Here is a 22,454-nt window from a genome sequence, read left to right on the forward strand (position 1 = left end):
CATCAGCAATCAGCACCCGGCGATTCAGGCAAATCCTGCAGCAACCAGCCTGCGCCATGCCAGTCCTCCAGCAGCGCCAAAGCCGATGCACTGGCCTTGCGCAACGCCTGGGGCAGCAGGCTGCGCTGATCCGCCAGAAGGCGCATGAAACGGGCATCGGCGCCTTTGGCGCGGTAGCTTTCGCCGTTGATAAACACGTGATCACCGTCATACATCATCCGGGTACGCGCATCCAGATGAACACTGCTTTGGCCCGATTTTGCGGCCTCCTCAGACCATCCCTGCACAGGCTCGTCAAACCAGACCGTGGGTTTGGGTGCCGTCATGTACTCGCCCAGCGCGCAGTGAAGGGCCAGCGGGTCCTTCAGCGCATCAAGCACGGCCTGCCCGGCAAAGGCGGCCAACGAGGCCGGCAACTCGGCCGGGGTCGCGGTTGCGGCCTGACCAGGGTCCTGGTACAGGCGCGGCGGGCGTCCGGCCCGGCGCCGGCCTTCGCCACTGGCCTGGGCTTCTTCCTCGTCCTCTGAAAACTCTGCCAGGCGGCGCAGCAATTCGGCGGCCAGCTCACTTCGGCTCGGGACCCGAAAACCCACAGAATAAGTCATGCAGTCAGCGGGCTTGCCGTCGCTGCCAAGCGCCGCTTCAGCGATGCCATCATGCGCATAGCCGGGCGGCAGGTAAAGCATGTCGCCCGCCTCAAGCACAAACTCTTCTTCTGGCTCAAAGTTCTGCAGTATCTTGAGCGGCACGCCCGGCTGCAGCGTCAGGTCTTTTTGCCGCCCTATCCGCCAGCGCCGTTGTCCGCTGGCTTGCAACAAAAACACATCGTAGCTGTCAAAGTGCGGACCTACGCCACCGCCAGGCGTTGCATACGAGATCATCAGGTCGTCCAGCCGGGCATCGGGGACGAAACGGAACTGCTGCAGCAAGGCATGCGCACCAGCGTCATGCATGTCCACGCCTTGCACGAGCAAAGTCCATCCCGGCTTGGCCAAAGGGGGCAGAGCTCTGGGGCCCATAGGCCCCTGCTTCATGCGCCAGCCGTTGGATTGCTGAACAATCAAGCGGGATTCAACCTGCTCGCGCGTCGCCAGTTTGAACAGCGCCGCCCGGCTCAATACAGGCTTGAATCCGGGAATAGCCTGGCGCACAAGAAGCGGCTTTTTTTGCCAGTGCCGATGCATGAATTGCGCTGGGCTCAGGCCAGCGAGGAGGTCAAGAGGTTGATTTATATCCATGGGACAATTGTCGGATGAAAATCACCCCACAATGCGTCGTAGCCCTTACATGGACGCTGAAAGATACTCTGGGCGATGTACTGGACGAACTGGACGAGTCCGTCGAATTCCTGCTTGGCGGCGACGATTTGCTGGTCAAAATTGAAGAAGCCTTGCAAGGCCACGAAGCTGGAGACGCACTTGAGCTGCACCTGGAGCCCGAACACGGGTTTGGCGACTACGATGAAAACCTGGTTTTCCTGGAGCCACGCGCCATTTTTCCGGCCGAACTTGAAGAGGGCATGACCTTCGATGGCGCTGCCCTGCCAGAAGGCGCCAGCGGGGAAATGCCACAAGACTTCATCTACACGGTGACGGAAATTTACCCTGAACATGTGGTGCTTGACGGAAACCATCCCCTTGCTGGAATCGCCATTCGCCTGGCCATCAAGGTCGAGTCGGTGCGTGATGCCACCGAGGACGAAATCGGACAGGGCACCATGGGCACCGGTTTTTTCAAGCTGGAGCCGCTCATTCCTGGCAACGACACCCTGCACTGATAACGCTGCCCGGTGGCACAAAAAAAAGCGGCGCTGCAGTTGAACTGCAGCGCCGCTTTTTTATGAAAGCCGATGATCAATAACGGAACAGTTGCCCGTTTTCAATACGGACGCGGTCACCCGGACGCAAGTCGCCGGTAGACCCGAGGTCGAAGGAGCGGCGGGCACCGTTGTCGGTTTGTACAGAGATACGATAGGTTTCAATGACCTGCGTTCTCGTATTTTTCTCAATGGCATTGCCGGCCAGCGCGCCGCCTACAATGCCGGCGATTCGGGCAACGTCGCGTCCCGAGCCACCGCCAACCTGGTTACCAATGACACCGCCAGCAAGACCGCCAATGATGGCTCCTGCGCCGGTGCCCTGGCCTTCGCCTTGGGTTCGGATGACTTCGATATTGGTGACGCGGCCGTATTCAACATAGGCAGGATTCACGTTCCCGGCGGGATAGGACGATGACGGATAGGTTGCAGCGGGATAAGTCGCTGCCGGGTAAGTCGCCGCCGGATAGGTCGACGTAGGGTATGAACCCATCGGTGCCATGCTGCCCATGGGCTGCGCGCAAGCGGCAAGGCCTGCCAGCACGACGATGGATGAAACTACGGCCGTAATGCGTAATGAACTGCGCATGAAAATCTCCTGTGATTAACATCAAAACAGTGCGCCAAGCCTGAAGGCTGCCCGCCAGGCGAGCCGCCTTAGTTGGCTTCACTGCTGATGAGTGTATTAAATGCCCCAGCCAGCCCGGAGGCGGTGGGAATTGCACCAACGACGCCGTCAGATAAGCTGAGGCACCCGTGTAGGCGAACACGCCTTGGTGCGGCAAGCGCTCTCAGCCCTTGCCGGTGGAGCCGTAGCCGCCCTCGCCGCGTTCGCTGGCTGGAAATTCTGCCACCACATTGAACTGAACCTGCGCAACGGGCACGATCACCAGCTGGGCAATCCGCTCCATGGGCTCAATGGTAAACGGCACATCGCTGCGATTCCAGGCACTGACCATCAGCTGGCCCTGGTAGTCGCTGTCGATCAGGCCCACCAGGTTGCCCAGCACAATGCCGTGTTTGTGGCCCAGCCCGGAGCGCGGCAGAATCAGCGCCGCAAAACCGGGGTTGTGCAGATAAATGGCGATTCCAGTGGGCACCAGTTGCCACGCATTGGCACCCAGTGTCAGCGGAGCATCCAGGCAAGCGCGCAAGTCCAGGCCGGCACTTCCGGGCGTGGCGTAATTGGGGAGATTGCCCTGAAGGCGCGGGTCAATGATCTTGAGGTCGATTTTCATAAATTGGCAGCATTGATTTCTTTAAAACTATTCCAAGCGTGCGGTCTTACGCGCCGATTCTGCTTGCGATCTCCTGAACCAGCCGGCGCGCGAGCGAGAGCTTGGAAGCTCTGGGCAGCGCAGTGTTGCCCTGCGCGTCCACCAGCAGCAGCGCATTGTGGTCCTGGCCAAAGGTATCGGGTCCGATGTTGCCCACCAGCAGCGGCACTTTTTTGCGCAGGCGCTTGGCTTGGGCGTTCTCCAGCAGATCGTGGCTTTCTGCGGCAAAACCCACGCAATACAACGCGCCCGCCTGGGCCGCGGCAGACCGGGCGACGGTGGCCAGAATGTCGGTATTTTCAGCAAATTCCAGTTGCGGCGCGTGGCCAGAACCATCCTTCTTGATTTTTTGCATGGCGGGCGCTGCGGGCCGCCAATCGGCCACAGCGGCAGTAGCTATAAAAATAGTAGCAAACTTGGCATGCGATACAACGGCATCAAGCATATCTGATGCCGACTTCACATCCACCCGCGTAACCCCGCGCGGCGTGGGCAGGCTCACCGGCCCCGCAACCAGCGTCACTTGGGCGCCGGCCTCACGCGCCGCGCGTGCAATCGCAAAGCCCATTTTTCCGCTCGACAGATTGGTGATGCCGCGCACCGGGTCGATCGCCTCGTAGGTCGGGCCAGCCGTCACCAGCACCTGCTGGCCGGCCAGTACCTTGGGCGTAAAAAACGCAATGACGTCCTCCAGCAACTGGTCGGGCTCCAGCATGCGGCCGTCGCCGGTCTCGCCGCAAGCCTGAAAGCCTGTCCCCACGCCCAGCACCGTCGCGCCATCCGCCGCCAACTGAAGCAAGTTGCGCTGGGTCGCCGGATGCGCGTACATCTCGCGGTTCATCGCCGGCGCCAGCAGCAGCGGCACCTGGTCGAGCGGCCTGGCCAGACACATCAGGCTCAGCAGGTCATCGGCCCGGCCATGCAGCAGTTTGGCCATAAAGTCGGCGCTGCAAGGCGCAATCAAGATTGCGTCGGCTTCCCGAGACAGGTTGATATGCGCCATGTTGTTGGCCTCACGGCTGTCCCATTGGCTGGTGTAGACCGGCCGACCACTGAGCGCCTGCATCGTGACCGGGGTGATGAACTGCTCGGCCGCCTCGGTCATGACCACCTGCACGGTGGCGCCGGCCTTGATCAGTGCACGGCACAACTCGGCCGCCTTATAGCAGGCAATCCCGCCCGACAAGCCCAGCAAGAGATGTTTGCCGGCCAGATCCTGCGTACAGTCGCCACTGCTCGGGCCGTTTGTTTCATTTGTCATGCCCGGCAATGTAGCAGCTAAACACGGCCGCTCAAGCGCAGGCAAAGGGGTCCGGCTGCGAATGTTTCAGTTTGGTCAGGGGGCTGGCGGCGCTCGCGCGCCCACCCCCTATAATCTCCGTTTACCACCTTAGCGAACTCCCGGTTCGTAACTGACATGACCAAATTTGTCTTCGTCACCGGCGGTGTGGTGTCTTCCCTGGGCAAGGGAATCGCATCAGCCTCCTTAGCTGCGATCCTTGAATCGCGAGGCCTCAAAGTCACTCTCATCAAGCTCGATCCCTATATCAACGTGGATCCGGGCACGATGTCGCCGCTCCAGCATGGCGAGGTTTTTGTGACCGAAGACGGGGCAGAAACCGACCTCGATCTGGGCCATTACGAGCGTTTCATTGAAACGCGCATGCGCAAGGCCAACAACTTCACCACCGGCCAGATTTACCAAAGTGTGCTTGACAAAGAACGCCGCGGCGACTATCTGGGCAAGACGGTTCAGGTGATTCCGCACATCACCAATGAAATCCAGGACTTCATCAAGCGCGGTGCGCGCTATGACACACCTGACGCGGTGGACGTGGCGATTGTTGAAATCGGCGGCACGGTCGGCGACATTGAGTCCCTGCCCTTTCTGGAAGCCGTGCGCCAGATGAGCCTGCGCATGGGGCCCAACAACACCGCCTTTGTGCACCTGAGCTATGTGCCCTGGATTGCGGCTGCGGGTGAACTCAAAACCAAGCCAACACAGCACACGGCCAAGCAACTGCGTGAAATCGGCATCCAGGCCGACGTACTGCTGTGCCGGGCCGACCGCCCTATTCCGGCGGAAGAGCGCGACAAGATCTCGCTGTTCTCCAACGTCCCCGAATGGGGTGTGATTTCCATGTGGGACGTGGACACGATCTACAAGGTGCCCCGCATGCTGCACGAGCAGGGGCTGGACGGCCTGATCTGCGACAAGCTGCGCCTGAATACGCCTCCGGCCAACCTCAAGCGCTGGGACGACCTGGTGTATGAAACCGAGCACCCCAAGGCTGAAGTCAGCATTGCCATGGTCGGCAAGTACGTGGACCTGAGCGACAGCTACAAGTCCCTCAACGAAGCCTTGCGGCATGCCGGCATGAAGAACCACGCCAAGGTGGTCATCGCGTACATCGACTCCGAAACCATCACCCCCGACAACGTGTCGCAACTGACACACTTTGACGGCATTTTGGTGCCCGGCGGCTTTGGCATTCGCGGCGTCGAAGGCAAAATTTGCGCCGCCCGCTTTGCCCGTGAAAACAAAATCCCCTACCTGGGCATCTGCCTGGGCATGCAGGTGGCCACCATTGAGTTTGCCCGCCACGTCGCCGGACTCAAGGACGCCAACAGCACCGAATTTGACCCGAGCAGCCCGAACCCTGTCATTGCACTCATCACAGAGTGGAAAGACGCTGACGGCACCATCAAGACGCGCCATGCCAAGTCCGATCTGGGCGGCACCATGCGGCTGGGCGCCCAAAGCTCTGACGTGGCCAAAGAAACCCTGGCCCACAAAATTTATGGCGATGTGGTGACGGAACGCCACCGCCACCGCTATGAAGCCAACGTCAACTTCCTCGATACCTTGCGCAAGGCTGGCTTGGTGATTTCGGCGCTGACGCAGCGCGAACACCTGACGGAAATTGTCGAGTTGCCGCAGGATGTTCACCCCTGGTACATGGGCGTTCAGTTCCACCCTGAGTTCAAATCCACGCCGTGGAACGGACATCCGCTGTTCAATGCCTACATCGCTGCGACGCTGAAGCAGCGTGTCAGCAGGAGCCAGGCAGCGCATGACCCACAATCGGGGACCAAACCCTTGAAAGCGGTGGCCTGACCATGAAACTGTGCGGATTTGACATCGGCCTGGACCAGCCCTTTTTCCTGATTGCAGGGCCCTGCGTCATTGAATCGGAGCAATTGCAGATGGACACGGCGGGCACGCTGAAGGAAATCACTTCCGCGCTGGGCATTCCGTTCATTTTCAAGAGCAGCTTTGACAAGGCCAACCGTTCGTCGGGCAGCACTTTTCGCGGCCCCGGCATCGACCAGGGCCTTGCGATTCTGGCCAAGGTCAAGCGCGAACTTCAACTGCCGGTGCTGACGGACATCCACGACGCATCGCAGATTGCCCAGGTTGCCAGCGTGGTGGACGTGCTGCAGACCCCCGCCTTTTTGTGCCGCCAAACCGACTTCATCCGTGCTGTTGCGCAATCGGGCAAACCGGTCAATATCAAGAAAGGCCAGTTTTTAGCGCCCGGCGACATGAAAAACGTGATCGACAAAGCGCGCGCTGCAGCCCGCGAAATGGGGCTTGATGAAGACAACTTCATGGCCTGCGAGCGTGGCGCCAGTTTTGGCTACAACAATCTGGTCTCCGACATGCGCAGCCTGGCGATCATGCGCGAAACCAACGCACCCGTGGTGTTTGACGCCACCCATTCGGTACAGCTACCCGGCGGCATGGGCACCAGCAGCGGCGGCCAGCGTGAGATGGTGCCCGTACTGGCACGGGCGGCAGTCGCGGTTGGCATTGCCGGCCTCTTCATGGAAACCCATCCGGACCCGGCCAAGGCGATGAGCGACGGGCCCAATGCTGTTCCGCTCAAGCACATGAAAGCGCTGCTGGAGACGTTGCTTGAACTGGACCGCGTGACCAAGAAGAATGGTTTTCTAGAGAACAACTTCAACTGAACCCACCGGAAAAGACCATGCCTGCGGCCTACATCATTGTTGACATGCTGATCACCGACCCGGAGCAGTACAAGCAATACATGGCCGTTGCGCCCGCCGCTGTCGCGGCTGCCGGCGGCGAGTACCTGGTGCGCGGGGGCCGCTTTGAGGCCCTGGAAGGCCAGTGGCAACCCAGCCGCATCGCCATGCTGCGATTCCCGAGTTACGAGACCGCCAAAGCCTTTTACGACGGTGAGATGTACCAGACCGCACGTTCAAAACGCTTGGGCGCCACTGAATTTTTTAACATGGTTTTGGTCGAGGGCGTTGCGGCCCCCATCTGAAACACTTTTCTACTTCCCAAGGAAAATAATGAGCGCAATTGTTGATATCGTCGGCCGCGAAATTCTCGACAGCCGTGGCAACCCTACCGTTGAATGCGATGTGCTGCTGGAATCCGGCGTCATGGGCCGCGCCTCGGTGCCGTCAGGCGCCTCCACCGGTTCACGTGAAGCCATTGAACTGCGTGACGGCGACAAGTCCCGTTACCTCGGCAAAGGCGTGCTCAAGGCCGTCGACCATATCAACACCGAGATCTCCGAAGCCGTGCTGGGCCTGGACGCCAGCGAGCAGGCTTTTCTGGACCGCACCCTGATCGACCTGGACGGCACTGACAACAAATCGCGCCTGGGCGCCAACGCCATGCTGGCCGTCAGCATGGCCGTGGCCCGCGCCGCGGCTGAAGAAGCCGGCCTGCCGCTGTACCGCTACTTTGGCGGCAGTGCGGCCATGCAGATGCCTGTGCCGATGATGAACGTGGTCAACGGCGGCGCACACGCCAACAACAACCTGGACCTCCAGGAATTGATGATCATTCCGGTCGGTGCGCCAACTTTTCGTGAAGCCATGCGTTACGGCGCTGAAGTCTTTCATGCGCTGAAAACCATTTTGCACGACAAGGGCATGAGCACCGCAGTCGGGGACGAAGGCGGCTTTGCACCCAGCGTGGCCAACCACGAGGCGGCAATCCAGATGATCCTGGAAGCGATTGACAAGGCCGGCTTTGTGGCAGGCGAGCAGATTGCACTGGGCCTCGATTGCGCCGCGTCCGAGTTCTACAAGGAAGGCCGGTACGAACTCTCCAGCGAAGGCCTGAGCCTGTCAGCCCAGGAATGGACCGACATGCTGGCGACCTGGGTTGACAAATACCCCATCATCAGCATCGAAGACGGCATGGCCGAAGGCGACTGGGATGGCTGGAAAATCCTGACGGATCGCCTCGGCAAGAACGTGCAGATCGTCGGTGACGACTTGTTTGTCACCAACACCAAGATTCTCAAGGAAGGCATCGACAAGGGTATTGCCAATTCGATCCTGATCAAGATCAACCAGATCGGCACCCTGACCGAGACCTTTGCCGCCATTGAAATGGCCAAGCGCGCGGGCTACACCGCCGTGATCTCGCACCGCTCGGGCGAAACCGAAGACTCGACGATTGCCGATATCGCCGTAGGCACCAACGCCGGCCAGATCAAGACCGGCTCGCTGTCGCGCTCGGACCGCATGGCCAAGTACAACCAGCTGCTGCGCATAGAAGAGGACTTGGGCGAGGTCGCGTCTTATCCCGGCCGCGCTGCGTTCTACAACCTGCGCTGAACGCCAGGCACTGACTGTACCCAGCTGAGCATCCCGTGGTAAACCGCATTGTCCCTGCCATCCTGATTGCGCTGCTGGTGTTGTTTCATGCGCAACTCTGGAATGGCCGGGGCAGTCTTCCCAGCGTACGCGAGATGCAGCAGCGGCTGGACAAGCAACTTGCAGAAAATGTGCAGGCCCAGGCCAGCAACGACCAGTTGGCCGCCGAAGTCAAGGATCTCCAGGAGGGCCTGGAAATGGTTGAAGAAAAGGCGCGCAGCGAGTTGGGCATGGTCAAGCCCAACGAAATTTTTGTGCAAATCACTCCTTAAACGCAAGCGGCCCTCCCCGCGCCTTGCAGCGCGGGCTCTTTTATCCCTGCGTTTTACTTGATCTTCTGGCCTGACGATGCTGAAAATTGCCTTGGCTGGCGCAGCCAACACGGGGAAGCTGGAACTGGCGGCGGCCTTGACCCGGGCGCTGCAAGCCTGCGGGGAACATGCATTCGAGGTGGTGGTGGCCGACACGCCAGAACGCCTGACAGGCCTTGCGCCAAACAACCTGACCCTGCTCATGGGGCTGAAAATCCGGCAAGCATCGGCATGCTCCGCAGGAACACTGGAAGCCGAGGACGGACTGATTCGGACTGCATTGGCAAACGCTGGCGTGCCTTACCAGGTGATTTACGGCGAGGGCGAGGAACGCCTTGCCCAGGCGCTCCAGGCGGCTCAACGCCTGCTGTTGCCCCGCTCTTGGATGCTGTTGCCAGGCGGCCAAGCCGGCAAGCCCAAGACCAGCCCTTGGGTCTGGATGTGCGATAAATGCAGCGACCCGCAGTGCGAACATCGGCTGCTGAGTGCGCTGCTGGCCCACCGCAGCAAGGCTTGAGCCGCTTTATTGGACCGTTATTGGACCGTTGAAGGCGGCTGATGGCCCTGATGGGTAAAAACCTGCGCCGCATCCACGGGATCGAACACGTACTGCGCCCCGCAGAACTCGCACCCCACCTCGACGTTGCCGCGTTCGGCAATGATGCCTTCAATCTCATCCGTGCCCAGACTGCGCAGCATGTTGCGCACGCGCTCCCGCGAGCAGCTGCATGCAAAATGCGGCGTCAAGGGCTCAAAGCGCGTGATGGGCTCTTGCCAGAACAGACGATGCAAAATCGTATCCACATCCAGCGTCAGCAGCTCTTCCCGCTTAAGCGTGCCGGCCAGCAAGGCAATGCGCCGGTAGTCTTCATTCACGCCGATCTGGTCTTCATTGGCATCGCGGTCGGTCTGCCCTTCAAGGTTGCCCTCCCCCTTGACAGGCAGGCGCTGGATCAGCAGGCCCGCCGCTATGTTCCCGTCCGCGGCCAGAATCAGTTTGGTGTCGAGCTGCTCGCTTTGTAGCATGTAGTGCTCCAGCACTTCGCTCAGGTTTTCAAGTTTTTCGCGCTGGTCGCCAAACAGCGGCACCACGCCCTGGTAAGGCTGCTGACCCGGAAACTTGTCTTTTGGGTCCAGCGTGATGGCGCAGCGCCCTTCGTTATTCACGTTGACCAGCTGGCTTAGCGAGCTACCCTGATCCACAGAACCCGTCACGGTCGCGGTCGCGCGCAGACCCAAGTCGGGCTGTACCTCGGCCACGGCCAGCTTGACTGGTCCATCGCCAAAAATCTGCAGCACCAGCGCGCCATTGAACTTGATGTTGCCCTGCATCAGGGCGCCCGCCGCCGTCATTTCACCGAGCAGGTGCATCACCTCGACCGGGTAACCGCCGGCCGCCTCGCGGCGCTTGAGGATTTCTTGCCAGGAATCGGTCAGGCGCACGAGCATGCCGCGCACGGGCAGGCCGTCAAAGATAAATTTATGGAGTTCGGACATGGCTTAGGCGTAAAAGAGTGCAGGCTGAGTGGAAGAAAACGAAAGCTGGCCGCTCAGGCCAGCTTCTTGAGCCCGGCTTTATAGCGACGGGCATTGTTTATATAGCGCTGGGCGCTCATTTTTAAACCCTCTATCTGCTCTTCAGAGAGCTGGCGCACCGCTTTGGCCGGACTGCCGAAGATCATGGATCCGTCGGGAAACTCTTTCCCCTCGGTCACCAGCGAGCCCGCGCCCACCAGGCAATTTTTGCCAATTTTGGCGCCATTGAGGATCACGGCCTGAATGCCGATCAGCGAGCCGTCGCCAATGGTGCAGCCATGCAGCATGACCTGATGGCCCACGGTCACGTTTTCGCCAATGGTCAAGGGCACGCCCTGGTCGGTGTGAAGCACGCTGCTGTCCTGGATATTGGAGCCCTTGCCCACCGTAATGGCGTCCATGTCGCCCCGGATCACCACGCCAAACCAGACGCTGCTGTCCTCGGCCAATGTCACGTTGCCCATGACCTGCGCGCTGTCAGCGACCCAAGCGGATGGATGCAGGGTGGGAATCAAATCGTCGAGTTGATAAATCGCCATGGCGTGTCCTTTAATAGGTGGTCTGCGGTGTGTTGGGGTAAGCCTGGATTGTACGGAGCCGCCTTCGCGCCCGTCGTCGACAATCCAGCCATGCCCAACACTCGCCTCCCCGCCGAATTGCGACAGCTTGCCCTGCAAGCCCTGATGGAAGCTGATCCACAACAAAAAGTGCTTCTAGCCCATGCCTTGCAAGAAAACTCTGCTGCTTTTTTTATAGCACATGATACTGTTTTACAGCCACCGACCGGCCTGCCCGGGTGCCCGGCGCGGCCGGAGTTGCGAGTCCACCTGGACATGCCCAGGCGTTCGGCCTTCACCCAGGAAGGTCTGGCCGCCCTGCTGCACGCCGTGACGCACATTGAGTTCAACGCCATCAACCTGGCACTCGATGCCGCCTGGCGTTTTTCAGGCATGCCGCCCGCGTACTACCTGGACTGGGTGAAAGTGGCGGCTGAAGAGGCGCAACACTTCAGCCTGCTGCAAGCCCTGCTGCAAAGCATGGGTTACAGCTACGGCGACTTTCCCGGGCATACTGGCCTGTGGGACATGACTGAAAAAACCGAAGGCGACGTGCTGGCGCGCATGGCCCTGGTGCCACGCACGCTGGAAGCCCGGGGGCTGGACGCCACGCCCCCCATGCAGGCCAAGCTGCGCAAGGTCGGCACCCCCGACGCCCTGCGCGCGGTCGCCATTCTGGACATCATTCTGCGCGACGAAATCGGCCACGTAGCCATCGGCAATCACTGGTACCGCGTGCTGTGCGCCCAGCGCGGCCTGGAACCGCTGGCCACCTACGCCAGGCTGGCCCGGCAGTACGGCGCACCCCGCCTGAAGGGCCCGCTGAACCTCGCCGCCCGCCGCGATGCCGGGTTTGACGAAGCCGAACTGGCCCTGTTGAGCGCAAGCACCTGAGGCTACGCTTTGTAACAACGAAAAAAATTGAAGGGCGCTAGACTGAAACCGATCAAAAAAAGTAGGCACCACAGGGAGGTAGCTCATGATCCGGTACTTCGCTCCAAGCATTCCATCGCGTCTGCCTGCAGACATCGCGCTGCAGTTGCCGCAAGGCCAGCATCTGGGCCAGCCCGATGCGCCGGTCAAGCTGTCGTTTTCAAAATGGTCGGGCATCGCCCGCCTCAAGGCCGGCCAGATCGGTGCGCTGGCCGAAGACTATGTGGAGGGCAAACTGCAGATTGACGGCGCCATGCGCGATGTCATGCGCGCCGTCACCACGCTGCTGCCCGGAAACCCGGTGGAAAGCAACAGCGGCTGGTGGTCCGGGCTGCTGCAACACGCCAGATCGCTGGGCGCCCACACGCCCGCAAAAGATGCCGCCCAGGTGCAGTTTCATTACGACGTTTCAGACGCGTTTTATGCGCTGTGGCTGGACCCGCGCCAGGTCTACTCATGCGCCTATTACCGGGACTTCAGTGCGTTGACCGACACGCCCACCGCGTTGGCGCGCGCCCAGGAAGCCAAACTGGACCACATCTGCCGCAAGCTCATGCTGCAACCCGGCGAGCGTTTTCTGGATGTTGGCTCGGGCTGGGGCGCGCTGCTGCTGTGGGCGGCCGAGCATTACGGCGTCGATGCCACCGGCATCACGCTGTCAAGAAACCAGCATGCCCATGTGCAGCAACTGATTGCGGCAAAAGGCCTGGGCCACCACGTGCGGGTGGAACTGCGCGACTACCGCGACCTGGCCGAAGACCAGCCCTTCAACAAAATATCTTCCGTTGGCATGTTTGAGCATGTGGGGCGCGAGAACATGACCGCCTACTTTGAAAAGGTCCTGCGCCTGCTCACCCCCGGCGGCATGGTGCTGAACCACGGCATCACGGCCGGCGGGCTTGAAAACCGGCAGCTGGGCGCCGGCATGGGTGACTTTATTGAAAAATACATCTTTCCGGGCGGTGAGTTGCTGCACGTCAGCGCCGTGCTGGAGCACCTGTCGCGCGCCGGGCTGGAGATGGTCGACACCGAAAACCTGAGGCCGCACTACGCCCGCACGCTGTGGGACTGGTCGGACGCCCTGGAGGCCAGGCTCGATGAAGCCCGGCAGGTGCTGGCCGCAGACGGCGGACCGGAGCGCGCCGAGAAAACCCTGCGCGCCTACCGCCTGTATCTGGCCGGCAGCGCCACGAGTTTTGAACAAGGCTGGCTGTCGCTGCACCAGATCCTGGCGACCCGGCCCTCGGGCGACGTGCGGCAATTGCCAATAAAAGGCGCCCGGTCGGTATACCCTTTCAGCCGGGACTATATGTACCACTGAGCGTCCTGGCCGTGCGTCTGGCTGGTTTGGAATTCAGCCGCGCGGATGATGCTCCGCATGCAGCGCCTTGAGGCGCTCCCTGGCCACATGGGTGTAAATCGTGGTGGTCGAAATATCGGCATGCCCCAGCAGCAACTGCACGGCGCGCAGGTCAGCGCCGTGGTTCAACAAATGGGTAGCAAACGCATGGCGCAAAGTATGCGGCGACAGCGGTGACGTGATTCCCGCCAGGCCCGCATACTTTTTGACAAGCTTCCAGAACATGACCCGGCTCATGCCATGGCCGTGGCCTGTCACAAACAAGTCCTCGGTTTGCTGGCCGCCCAAAATCGCCGGCCGTGCCTCGGCCAGATACAGCACCACCCATTCCCGCGCCACCTGCCCGAAAGGCACCAGCCGCTCCTTGCCGCCCTTGCCCATGACGCGCAGCACGCCTTCATTGAGCCCGAGGTGAAAGGTCTTGAGACCGACCAGCTCGCTCACGCGCAGGCCACTGGCATACATCAGCTCCAGCATGGCGCGGTCGCGCTGCCCCAGCGCTTCATCGTCGGCGGGCGCTGCCAGCAAGGCATCGACCTGGGCTTCGCTCATGGTTTTGGGCACCCGCAGCGCCTGCCTGGCCGCCTGGAGCTTCAGCGTGGGATCTGCCGCAATGAGACGCTCACGCAGCGCCCAGCGAAAGTAGCGCTTGAACACCGTCAGGCGCCGGTTCGCGGACGTTGCCTTGGTGGCCTCGTGCATCGCGGAAAAGTACGCTGCCAGATCGCTCTCCAGCGTCTCGTCGAGCAGCCGGCAACGCTGCTCGGGCGCGCCCAGCCAGCGCGCGTAAAGCGTCAAATCGCGCCGGTACGCCTCCAGCGTGTTTTTGCTCAAGCCGTCTTCCAGCCACACAGCATCGACAAACCCGTCAATGCTGTGCTGGCTGGCGGGCAACAAACCCGACGACCGCAATTTACTGACTCACTTACTCAAGCTTGAGCTTGGAAGTCTCGACCACCTTCTTGTAGACCTCGTACTCAGCCTTGATCTGCGCCGCAAACTGCTCTGGCGTGTTGGCAACGACCAGCGAGCCCGTGTCCTCAATGCGTTTACGCACAGCCGGATCTTCAAGCGACTTCTTGACACCCGCATTGAGCTTGTCAACGATGTCTTTTGGCAGGCCCTTGGGGCCCAACATGCCGTAGTACGCCATGCGGTTCACAGGCTCCAGCCCCACTTCCTTGAAGGTCGGCACATCGGGCAACACTGCCAGCCGCTGGGGCGCGGCCACCACGATGGCGATCAGTCGCTTTTGCTGGATGAAAGGCAGCGCGGAAGGCAGGTTGTCAAAAATGACGGGGACCTGGCCCGCCACGGTGTCGTTCAGGGCCGGGCCAGCGCCGCGGTAGGGAATGTGGGTGATGAATGTGCCGCTGAGGTTTTTATACAGCTCCATTTGCAGGTGGCCAATGCCGCCCGTGCCCGAGGAGGCGAAGGAGTACTTGCCAGGGTTCTTTTTAAGCTCCGCCACGAACTCCTTGTAGGTCCTGGCCGGAAAACTGGGGTGCACCGCGATCACATTGGGGGTTGCGGCAATATTGATGACGGGCGTGAAGTCGGTCAGCGGGTTGTACGGAATTTTGGGGTTGATGGCCGGATTGGCCGCCGTGGTGGACACCGTCGCCATGCCCAGCGAATAGCCGTCCGGCGCCGCGCGGGCCGTTTCAGAGGCACCGACCACACCACCGCCACCGGCCTTGTTTTCAACAATGACGGTTTGGCCCAGCGCCTTGCCCAATGGCTCGGAAATCACACGCGCCACGATGTCAGTCGTTCCGCCCGGCGCAAACGGCACCTGCAGTTTGATGACCTTGCTGGGATAGGCCTGTGCCCAAACGGAACCGGTCCCGGCGAGGAGCGCCAGAGCAGAGAGTGTGGACAAGGAAAAAAGAAAACGGCGTTGCATAGTCACATCCTTACGATAAAAAGACAGCCTGAATGGTAAGCGCAAGTGGAAGGCTTGCTTATTGTGGATTACGCATAAGGGCAAACCCGGACATTTTGCGGTTATTCTCGGGCCGGTGAATTACGCCCAGCTCCTTTTTCCCGACTTTTCCCTGATTATTTGTGGCTACCTGGTCTGCCGCTACACCGCGCTCAACCGCACGGTGTGGGCACAGGTGGAAAGCCTGGTGTACTACTTCCTGTTTCCGGTGCTGCTGTTTCAGTCGATTGTCAAAAGCCCGCTCGACCTGGTCGCGGCTTCCAGCCTGATCAGCGCCGGGCTGCTGATGGGACTGGCCGGCATTGCCATGGCCTACAGCCTGCCGCACCTGCCCTGGCTGGGCCGGTACATTGACAGGCGGGAACATGCGGCCAGCGCCCAGGTGGCCTTTCGGTTCAACTCCTTCATTGGCCTGGCGCTGGCCGAGCGGCTGGCGGGCAATGAAGGCCTGCTGCTGATTGCGGTGCTGATAGGTGTTTGCGTGCCGCTTTTTAATGTAGCGGCGGTCTGGCCCATGGCCAGGCATGCGCAGCGCGGCTTTCTGCGCGAGCTGGCGCGCAACCCGCTGATTCTGGCCACCGCCAGCGGCCTGGTGGCCAATCTGCTGGGGTTTTCGATGCCGCCCTGGCTGGAACCCACGGTCACGCGCATCGGGGCAGCCTCGCTGGCACTGGGTTTGATGGCCGCTGGCGCAGGCATGCAGTTTGGTCATTTGTCCCAGGCCAAAACCCTGGCGGTGGCGGTGCTCTCGATACGGCATCTGCTACTGCCGCTGGTGGCGCTGGGCCTGTCCACGGTATTCGGCCTGTCCCCCACGCAAACCACCATCCTGCTGGCATTTTCAGCCTTGCCTACCGCCTCCAGCGCCTATGTGCTGGCAGCGCGCATGGGCTACAACGGCGGCTACGTCGCGGGATTGGTGACACTGTCGACCGTGCTCGGCGTGGCGAGCCTGGCGTTTGCGCTAGGCGTGCTGCGCTAGGGCCAGATGCCGAATTCAAATTGACAATTTCCGGATTCGGCCAAGGCTTGAGCGGTGAGTGAGGCTGATCAGGAAAGGGCCCACAGCACATGCTCCCTGACCAGCGCACTGGGGTGACTCCTGCGCGCCAGCAAGCTGGCTCTTATTTCGGCGTCCCCGACCGCTTCGCCAGCGCCCGCATGCAGCGCGTTTCCCATCGCCACCGCCAGGTTGCGCAGCCAGCGTTCGTGGCCAATCCGGCGAATCGGGCTGCCTTCGGTGAAGCGCAGGAACGCTTCCTCGGTCCAGGCCATCAGCGTCACCAGTTGCTGCCCCGTCAGGCCCTGGCGCTCGTCAAAGTCAGGCAAGGCGCTGCGTTGCGCAAACTTGTTCCAGGGACACACCAGCTGGCAATCGTCGCAGCCGTAAATGCGGTTGCCCATCAGCGGCCGCAGTTCCAGCGGAATCGATCCGGCATGTTCAATCGTCAGGTAAGAAATGCAACGGCGTGCGTCCAGCCTGTAAGGCGCCACGATGGCCTGTGTCGGGCACACATCGATGCAGGCGCTGCAACTGCCGCAGTGCGGCGTCACGGGTGCACTGGGCGGCAGCGCCAGGTCGACATAGATTTCACCCAAAAAGAACATCGACCCGGCCTCCCGGTTCAGCAGCAGCGTGTGCTTGCCGCGCCAGCCCTGGCCGCTGCGGGCGGCCAGCTCGGCTTCAAGCACCGGAGCCGAGTCGGTAAAGGCGCGGTGCCCCAGCGTTTGCACCTGCGCGGCAATCCGTTCAGCGAGCTTTTGCAGCCGCGCACGCATGACCTTGTGGTAGTCGCGGCCCCTGGCATAGACCGACACAATGCCCTCGGCAGGCCGCGTCAGCCGGCTCAGTTCCAGCGCCTGCCATTCGCCGGGCCGGGTCGGCGTGGCCGCCGGCAAATAATCCATGCGCGCCGTGATGACGCTCACGGTGCCCGGAATCAATTCGGCTGGACGGGCCCGTTTAAGCCCGTGCGCCGCCATGTAATGCATGTCACCCTGGAAACCTGCGGCCAGCCAGGCTGATAATCCGGGTTCTGCGGACGATAAATCAACGCCCGCAATGCCAATTTGCGAAAATCCAAGCTCGCGCGCCCACGTTTGAATTTGACTGACCAGTTGATGATTGAATTGATGACTGTTAAGGAGCACCCGCTGATTGTAAAAAACATTGCCTGGCAAAACGAAGCCGGGACGCAGGACTTTGCGCAGGCCCTGGCCAGTCGGCCTGCGATTGGCCGCGCCCTGATTGAACTGCAGGGTGACCTGGGTGCCGGTAAAACGACCTTTGCCCGGCACCTGCTGCAAAGCCTGGGCGTGGAAGGCCGCATCAAGAGCCCCACCTATGCGGTGGTCGAGCCCTACACGCTGGGCCCCTCCAGCCTGCATCCGGGCCTCCATATCTGGCACTGCGACTTTTACCGATTCAATGACCCGAACGAGTGGGAAGAAGCCGGGTTTCGCGATATTTTTGCCAGCCCCGGGCTCAAACTGGTCGAATGGCCCGAAAAAGCGGGTAGCCATTTGCCGCAACCCGATCTGCGCATCCAGATCGACCTGCAGGCCGACGAATCGCGCGCTGTCACGCTGACCGCACTTACCGCCACAGGCTCGGAACTGCTCACATGAAACAAACCGCAATACCGCTCAGCCGTCGCAGCGCCCTGCAACTGGGCAGCGTGGTGCTCTTGCTGGGCGTGCGGCACCTCGCGCATGGCGCCACGATTCTGGCGGTGCGGGTCTGGCCTTCCAAAGACTACACCCGGCTGACCATCGAGTCGGATGCGGAAATCAAGGCACAGCAGTTCTTTTTGACCAATCCCCCGCGCCTGGCGGTGGACATTCAGGGCGTTGACCTGATTCCGGCCTTGCGCGAACTGGTGGCCAAGGTGAAATCAGACGACCCCAATATTTCCGGCATTCGCGTCGGCCAGAATGCGCCGGGGGTGGTGCGGCTGGTGATGGACATGAAACAAGCCATGCTGCCGCAGGTGTTCACGCTCAAGCCCGTCGCCGCCTACCAGCACCGCCTGGTGTTTGACCTCTACCCCGCGCAGGTTGCGGACCCGCTGGAGGCCCTGATTGCGGAGCGACTGGCCAGCAAACCGGAGGCCGTGGCGCCCGCGGCAGAACCGACGCCAGACCATGACCCGCTAGGCAACCTGATGGCGCAGCAGTCCGGCAAAGCCGCCCCCAGCGCGCAGCCCCCTGCGCCGGCCATTGCCGCGGCACCCAGACCTCCGGCCGACAGCGCCGTCCCTGTCCCAAGAACCGTCGAGGCCAGAACCGACCGGCTTATCATCGTGGCACTGGACCCGGGCCACGGCGGCGAGGACCCCGGCGCCATCGGCCCTGGCGGCACGCGTGAAAAAGATGTGGTGCTGCAAATTGCCCTGCGCCTGCGCGACCGCATCAACCAGCAGCCCAACATGCGCGCCTACCTCACGCGGGATGCAGACTTTTTTGTGCCGCTGCACATCCGCGTTCAAAAGGCGCGCCGCGTGCAGGCCGACCTGTTCATCAGCATTCACGCCGATGCCTTTTTTACCGACAGGCCGCAGGGCGCCAGCGTATTTGCGCTGAGCGAACGGGGTGCCTCCAGCAGTGCCGCGCGCTGGATCGCCGACAAGGAGAACTCCGCCGACCTGGTGGGCGGCATCAATGTCAAGGCCAAGGATGCCCAGGTTCAAAAAGCCCTGCTGGACATGAGCACGACCGCACAAATCAGCGACAGCATGAAGCTCGGCGGCGCCATGCTGGGCGAGATCGGCGCCGTGGGCAGGCTGCACAAACCCCGGGTCGAGCAGGCCGGGTTTGCCGTCCTCAAAGCGCCCGACATTCCGAGCGTACTGGTGGAAACCGCCTTCATCAGCAACCCTGAAGAAGAAGCCAAACTGCGCAGTGACGGCTACCAGATACAGCTCGCCGATGCCCTGATGCGCGGCATTGCGCGCTACTTCTCCAGGAATCCGCCGCTGGCGCGAAACCGCGCGTTGTGAGCCTGCGCAGGCCAGCCGCACAAAAACCGGGACGACGGGGAACGGCGGCCTTCTCCTACAGATGGGCCGCGCCCGAGGGCCTATAGTCAAATCACAGGTAGCGCCAGGACACAAGTCCCCAAACAGCTGAAAATGTCCCTAGGAAAAGCCTGAAACTTTTAGAAAAGATGAATATTATGAACACGAAAATTTTGATCTCCGTCGCCGCTGCCGCCCTGATTACCCTGACCGGCTGCGCCAGCAACCCCACCAATGCGCAAATCGGCACCGGCGTCGGCGCCGTTGGTGGTGGCCTGTTGGGCAACGCCGTTTTCGGCAGCACCCTGGGTACGGTGGGCGGCGCCGCAGCTGGTGCGCTGATCGGCAACGAAATCGGCAAGAAGCGCTAAGAACCGCGCGCGGCCGCGAGGCCGCGCCGGCGGGTTGAGGTTTCAGCCTCTTGGCCCGCAAAAAAACGACGCCTGAATTTCAGTGCGTCGTTTTTTTATGCCCCGTCAACGGGGCGGATGGGTGTCAAGGGTTGATGGCTGGCGCTGGCGCCTTGTTGCGGCTGGCCTTCCAGGCCCCGTACAGCACGATGAGCCCGGGAATCAGGATCATGGCCCAGATGATTTTGCTCAGATTTTCCTTGACCCAGGGGAAGTTGCCAAAAAAGTAGCCGGCGCTGCACAAGCCCACGACCCAGATCAGGGCGCCAATCACGTTGAAGGCCGTGAATTTTCCGCGGTTCATTTCCGCGACACCGGCCACAAAAGGCGCAAACGTGCGAATAAAGGGCATGAAGCGCGCAATGACGATGGTGATGCCGCCGTAGCGTTCATAAAATTCGTGCGCCTGGTTGAATGCCCGCTTGTTGAAAAACCGCGACTGCTCCCACTTGAACACCTGCGGGCCAAAGTAGCGGCCTATCGAGTAATTGCACTGGTCACCCAGAACCGCCGCCACCACCAGCAAGCCCATGGCCAGCGGCAGGCTCAGCAGGCCGACGCCGCACAGCGCACCCACAATGAACAGCAAGGAGTCGCCGGGCAAAAACGGCATCACCACCACGCCGGTCTCGACAAAAATAATCATGAACAGCAGCGCGTATACCCACATGCCGTAGCTTTGGGTAAAGGCCTCCAGGTGCCTGTCCACGTGCAGGATGAAGTCGATCAGAAAAGTAATTAGTTCCATGGCGGGGATTTTGACACGCGGGTTTTACCAAGAACGTGGGCCAGGGCGCCACCCCTGCCGATGCCGGCGCCCTCTCCCCTAAAATCAGGACTGTGACCAACGCCTCTTTACCTTCCCCCTTGCCCGGCACGCGCCGCCCCATACGCGACCTTCCCGACGAGTTGATCAGCCAGATTGCCGCCGGCGAAGTGGTTGAACGCCCCGCCTCGGTGGTGCGCGAGTTGGTCGACAACGCGCTGGACGCCGGAGCCCGCCAGGTCACGGTGCGGCTGATGGCCGGCGGCGTGCGGCTGATTCTGGTTGAAGACGATGGCCTGGGCATTCCGCGCGAAGAGTTGCCTGTGGCGCTGCGCCGCCATGCCACCAGCAAGATTGCCTCGCTGCAAGACCTGGAGGCGGTGGGCACCATGGGTTTTCGGGGCGAGGCCCTGGCCGCCATCAACTCCATTGCCGACATGAGCCTGCTGTCCAGAACGCTGGACACCGAGCACGCCTGGCAACTGGACGGCCGGACCGGCGAGCTGACCCCGGCGGCGCGTAACCGCGGCACCAGCGTGGAGGTGCGCGAGCTGTTTTACGCCACCCCCGCCCGCCGCAAATTCCTGAAAACCGATGCCACCGAGCTGGCCCACTGCATTGAGGCCGTGCGCCGCCACGCGCTGGTGCGGCCCGACGTGGGCTTTGCCATCTGGCACGAAGGCAAGCTGGTCGAGCAGTGGCGGGCCTGCAGCGGTGCTTCTGCGCATGACCAGCGCCTGGCCGACGTGCTGGGCAGCGACTTCGTGGCGCAGTCGGTGGCCGTGCAGTACGAAAGCCCGGCGCGCCGGGCCGACGGCCAGCCCGCGGTGCGGGTCTGGGGCCGCGCCGGCATACCGGACGCCGCCCGCGCGCGCGCCGACCAGCAGTTTGCCTATGTCAATGGCCGCTTCGTGCGCGACAAGGTGCTGACGCACGCAGCGCGCAGCGCCTACGAAGATGTGCTGCACGGCCACCGCCAGCCGGTGTATGCGCTGTACATCGAGATGGACCCGGCCCGTGTCGACGTGAACGTGCACCCGACCAAGATCGAAGTGCGCTTTCGCGACAGCCGCGAGGTGCACCAGGCGGTGCGCTACGCCACCGAAGACGCGCTGGCCCCGCCCCGCGCCGCCCTGGCGGCACAGGCCGACAGGCCCGACACGCCGCCACAGCCCGCCGCCGAAATAATCAAGGAAAAACTGCCGTTTTCCCAACAAGGATGGGCGCAACCAGCTATTAATTTAAGAGCAGCCCAGGACGGACGCGTCGCCGACTTCGAAGCAACCTGGCCGGCGCGTTCGACCTCAAGCAGTCCAGCTCCCGCTGCAAATCTGGACACAGCCCCCAGCGCAGCGGCCGACAGCCTGCCGGCCTGGCCGCTGGGCCGCGCCATCGCGCAGCTGCAGGGCATTTACGTGCTGGCCGAAAACGCCCAGGGGCTGGTGATTGTCGACATGCACGCCGCCCACGAGCGCATCGTCTACGAACGGCTGAAAAGCCAGCTCGACACCGCCACCGCCCGCATTGCGAGCCAGCCGCTGCTGATTCCGGCCACCTTTGCCGCCAGCCCGCAGGAGGTCGCAACGGCCGAAGCCAGCGCCGAAACGCTTGGCACGCTGGGCCTGGAGATCACCGCCTTTTCCCCCCGGACGCTGGCGGTGCGCGCCGTTCCCACCAGCCTGGCACTGGGCGACGCGGTGGAACTGGCGAGAAGCGTGCTGGCCGAACTGGCTCAAATGGATTCCAGCAGCGTGGTTCAGCGGGCGCATAACGAGTTGCTGTCGACCATGGCCTGCCACGGTGCCGTGCGCGCCAACCGGCGCTTGAACCTGGATGAAATGAACGCCCTGCTGCGCCAGATGGAAGCGACCGAGCGAT

Annotated in this window: 24 protein-coding genes; 14 read left to right on the top strand and 10 right to left on the bottom strand. The window is 61.8% G+C overall.

Features of this window, described 5'->3' with window-relative positions:
* Positions 1-2 precede the first annotated feature (2 nt).
* Positions 3-1,238 (bottom strand): cupin domain-containing protein, encoded by a 1,236-nt coding sequence (locus tag IV091_RS07440; RefSeq protein ID WP_293467102.1) that lies wholly within the window; start codon positions 1,236-1,238, stop codon positions 3-5.
* A gap of 14 nt (positions 1,239-1,252) precedes the next feature.
* Here IV091_RS07440 and IV091_RS07445 point away from each other — a divergent pair, with 14 nt between their 5' ends.
* Positions 1,253-1,777: a peptidylprolyl isomerase gene (locus IV091_RS07445; protein WP_293467105.1), complete on the top strand. Its 525-nt coding sequence runs from the start codon at positions 1,253-1,255 to the stop codon at positions 1,775-1,777.
* A 76-nt stretch (positions 1,778-1,853) separates the two neighbouring features.
* Here IV091_RS07445 and IV091_RS07450 read toward each other — a convergent pair whose 3' ends face one another.
* The 3 genes from IV091_RS07450 to coaBC all read right to left on the bottom strand — a co-directional run bounded on the left by IV091_RS07450 (position 1,854) and on the right by coaBC (position 4,354).
* Complete coding sequence (locus tag IV091_RS07450) at positions 1,854-2,405, bottom strand: hypothetical protein (protein WP_293467108.1); 552 nt, start codon at positions 2,403-2,405, stop codon at positions 1,854-1,856.
* Positions 2,406-2,607: 202 nt separating this feature from the next.
* On the bottom strand, positions 2,608-3,054 hold the full coding sequence (gene dut, locus IV091_RS07455) for a dUTP diphosphatase (protein WP_293467111.1): 447 nt from the start codon (positions 3,052-3,054) through the stop codon (positions 2,608-2,610).
* A 46-nt stretch (positions 3,055-3,100) separates the two neighbouring features.
* Complete coding sequence (coaBC, locus tag IV091_RS07460) at positions 3,101-4,354, bottom strand: bifunctional phosphopantothenoylcysteine decarboxylase/phosphopantothenate--cysteine ligase CoaBC (protein WP_293467114.1); 1,254 nt, start codon at positions 4,352-4,354, stop codon at positions 3,101-3,103.
* 156 nt (positions 4,355-4,510) lie between these two features.
* Between coaBC and IV091_RS07465 the strand changes: the two genes are divergently transcribed.
* From IV091_RS07465 to IV091_RS07490, 6 genes are all read left to right on the top strand, one after another.
* Complete coding sequence (locus IV091_RS07465; RefSeq protein ID WP_293467117.1) at positions 4,511-6,211, top strand: CTP synthase; 1,701 nt, start codon at positions 4,511-4,513, stop codon at positions 6,209-6,211.
* A gap of 2 nt (positions 6,212-6,213) precedes the next feature.
* Entirely contained in the window at positions 6,214-7,068 is an 855-nt protein-coding gene (kdsA, locus tag IV091_RS07470; RefSeq protein WP_293467120.1) for a 3-deoxy-8-phosphooctulonate synthase, read from the top strand.
* Between the two features lie 17 nt (positions 7,069-7,085).
* Positions 7,086-7,391: a DUF1330 domain-containing protein gene (locus tag IV091_RS07475; protein WP_293467123.1), complete on the top strand. Its 306-nt coding sequence runs from the start codon at positions 7,086-7,088 to the stop codon at positions 7,389-7,391.
* Positions 7,392-7,419: 28 nt separating this feature from the next.
* Positions 7,420-8,703 (top strand): phosphopyruvate hydratase, encoded by a 1,284-nt coding sequence (gene eno, locus IV091_RS07480; protein ID WP_293467126.1) that lies wholly within the window; start codon positions 7,420-7,422, stop codon positions 8,701-8,703.
* A 35-nt stretch (positions 8,704-8,738) separates the two neighbouring features.
* Positions 8,739-9,014, top strand: coding sequence for a septum formation initiator family protein (locus IV091_RS07485; protein WP_293467129.1), 276 nt, complete (start codon positions 8,739-8,741; stop codon positions 9,012-9,014).
* Between the two features lie 76 nt (positions 9,015-9,090).
* A complete protein-coding gene (locus IV091_RS07490; RefSeq protein ID WP_293467132.1) occupies positions 9,091-9,570 on the top strand; it encodes a hypothetical protein in 480 nt (159 codons plus the stop codon).
* 17 nt (positions 9,571-9,587) lie between these two features.
* On the opposite strand, the gene IV091_RS07495 is transcribed toward IV091_RS07490, so the two are convergent.
* Both IV091_RS07495 and IV091_RS07500 read right to left on the bottom strand, forming a co-directional pair.
* Positions 9,588-10,550: an Hsp33 family molecular chaperone HslO gene (locus IV091_RS07495; RefSeq protein WP_293467135.1), complete on the bottom strand. Its 963-nt coding sequence runs from the start codon at positions 10,548-10,550 to the stop codon at positions 9,588-9,590.
* Positions 10,551-10,603: 53 nt separating this feature from the next.
* Positions 10,604-11,128 (bottom strand): gamma carbonic anhydrase family protein, encoded by a 525-nt coding sequence (locus IV091_RS07500; protein ID WP_293467138.1) that lies wholly within the window; start codon positions 11,126-11,128, stop codon positions 10,604-10,606.
* A 90-nt stretch (positions 11,129-11,218) separates the two neighbouring features.
* On the opposite strand from IV091_RS07500, the gene IV091_RS07505 reads away from it, so the two are divergent.
* Positions 11,219-12,040 carry a ferritin-like domain-containing protein gene (locus IV091_RS07505; protein ID WP_293467141.1) on the top strand — a complete coding sequence of 274 codons (822 nt, stop codon included), beginning with the start codon at positions 11,219-11,221 and terminating at the stop codon, positions 12,038-12,040.
* An 85-nt stretch (positions 12,041-12,125) separates the two neighbouring features.
* On the top strand, positions 12,126-13,400 hold the full coding sequence (locus IV091_RS07510; RefSeq protein ID WP_293467144.1) for a class I SAM-dependent methyltransferase: 1,275 nt from the start codon (positions 12,126-12,128) through the stop codon (positions 13,398-13,400).
* 33 nt (positions 13,401-13,433) lie between these two features.
* Here the strand turns inward: IV091_RS07510 and xerD are convergent, their stop codons facing one another.
* Positions 13,434-14,336 (bottom strand): site-specific tyrosine recombinase XerD, encoded by a 903-nt coding sequence (xerD, locus tag IV091_RS07515; protein WP_293467147.1) that lies wholly within the window; start codon positions 14,334-14,336, stop codon positions 13,434-13,436.
* A 28-nt stretch (positions 14,337-14,364) separates the two neighbouring features.
* Positions 14,365-15,345 carry a tripartite tricarboxylate transporter substrate binding protein BugE gene (locus IV091_RS07520; RefSeq protein ID WP_293467149.1) on the bottom strand — a complete coding sequence of 327 codons (981 nt, stop codon included), beginning with the start codon at positions 15,343-15,345 and terminating at the stop codon, positions 14,365-14,367.
* A 115-nt stretch (positions 15,346-15,460) separates the two neighbouring features.
* Here IV091_RS07520 and IV091_RS07525 point away from each other — a divergent pair, with 115 nt between their 5' ends.
* Positions 15,461-16,366 carry an AEC family transporter gene (locus tag IV091_RS07525; RefSeq protein WP_293467163.1) on the top strand — a complete coding sequence of 302 codons (906 nt, stop codon included), beginning with the start codon at positions 15,461-15,463 and terminating at the stop codon, positions 16,364-16,366.
* A 68-nt stretch (positions 16,367-16,434) separates the two neighbouring features.
* On the opposite strand, the gene queG is transcribed toward IV091_RS07525, so the two are convergent.
* The gene (queG, locus tag IV091_RS07530; protein ID WP_293467165.1) at positions 16,435-17,490 is read right to left on the bottom strand and encodes a tRNA epoxyqueuosine(34) reductase QueG; all 1,056 of its coding nucleotides are present in this window, start codon (positions 17,488-17,490) and stop codon (positions 16,435-16,437) included.
* A 27-nt stretch (positions 17,491-17,517) separates the two neighbouring features.
* Here queG and tsaE point away from each other — a divergent pair, with 27 nt between their 5' ends.
* The 3 genes from tsaE (at position 17,518) to IV091_RS07545 (ending at position 19,771) form a co-directional block, all read left to right on the top strand.
* Positions 17,518-18,012 (top strand): tRNA (adenosine(37)-N6)-threonylcarbamoyltransferase complex ATPase subunit type 1 TsaE, encoded by a 495-nt coding sequence (gene tsaE / locus IV091_RS07535; RefSeq protein ID WP_293467151.1) that lies wholly within the window; start codon positions 17,518-17,520, stop codon positions 18,010-18,012.
* A complete protein-coding gene (locus IV091_RS07540) occupies positions 18,009-19,382 on the top strand; it encodes an N-acetylmuramoyl-L-alanine amidase (RefSeq protein ID WP_293467154.1) in 1,374 nt (457 codons plus the stop codon). Before tsaE ends, IV091_RS07540 begins: the two co-directional genes overlap by 4 nt.
* 176 nt (positions 19,383-19,558) lie before the next feature.
* The gene (locus IV091_RS07545) at positions 19,559-19,771 is read left to right on the top strand and encodes a glycine zipper 2TM domain-containing protein (RefSeq protein ID WP_293467157.1); all 213 of its coding nucleotides are present in this window, start codon (positions 19,559-19,561) and stop codon (positions 19,769-19,771) included.
* Positions 19,772-19,895: 124 nt separating this feature from the next.
* Here IV091_RS07545 and IV091_RS07550 read toward each other — a convergent pair whose 3' ends face one another.
* Positions 19,896-20,558 (bottom strand): DedA family protein, encoded by a 663-nt coding sequence (locus IV091_RS07550; protein ID WP_293467159.1) that lies wholly within the window; start codon positions 20,556-20,558, stop codon positions 19,896-19,898.
* Between the two features lie 92 nt (positions 20,559-20,650).
* Here IV091_RS07550 and mutL point away from each other — a divergent pair.
* Positions 20,651-22,454: DNA mismatch repair endonuclease MutL (gene mutL, locus IV091_RS07555; RefSeq protein WP_293467161.1), on the top strand; the 1,804-nt coding region annotated here is incomplete at its 3' end.

Source organism: Polaromonas sp. (assembly GCF_018780625.1).
GTDB lineage: Bacteria > Pseudomonadota > Gammaproteobacteria > Burkholderiales > Burkholderiaceae_C > Polaromonas.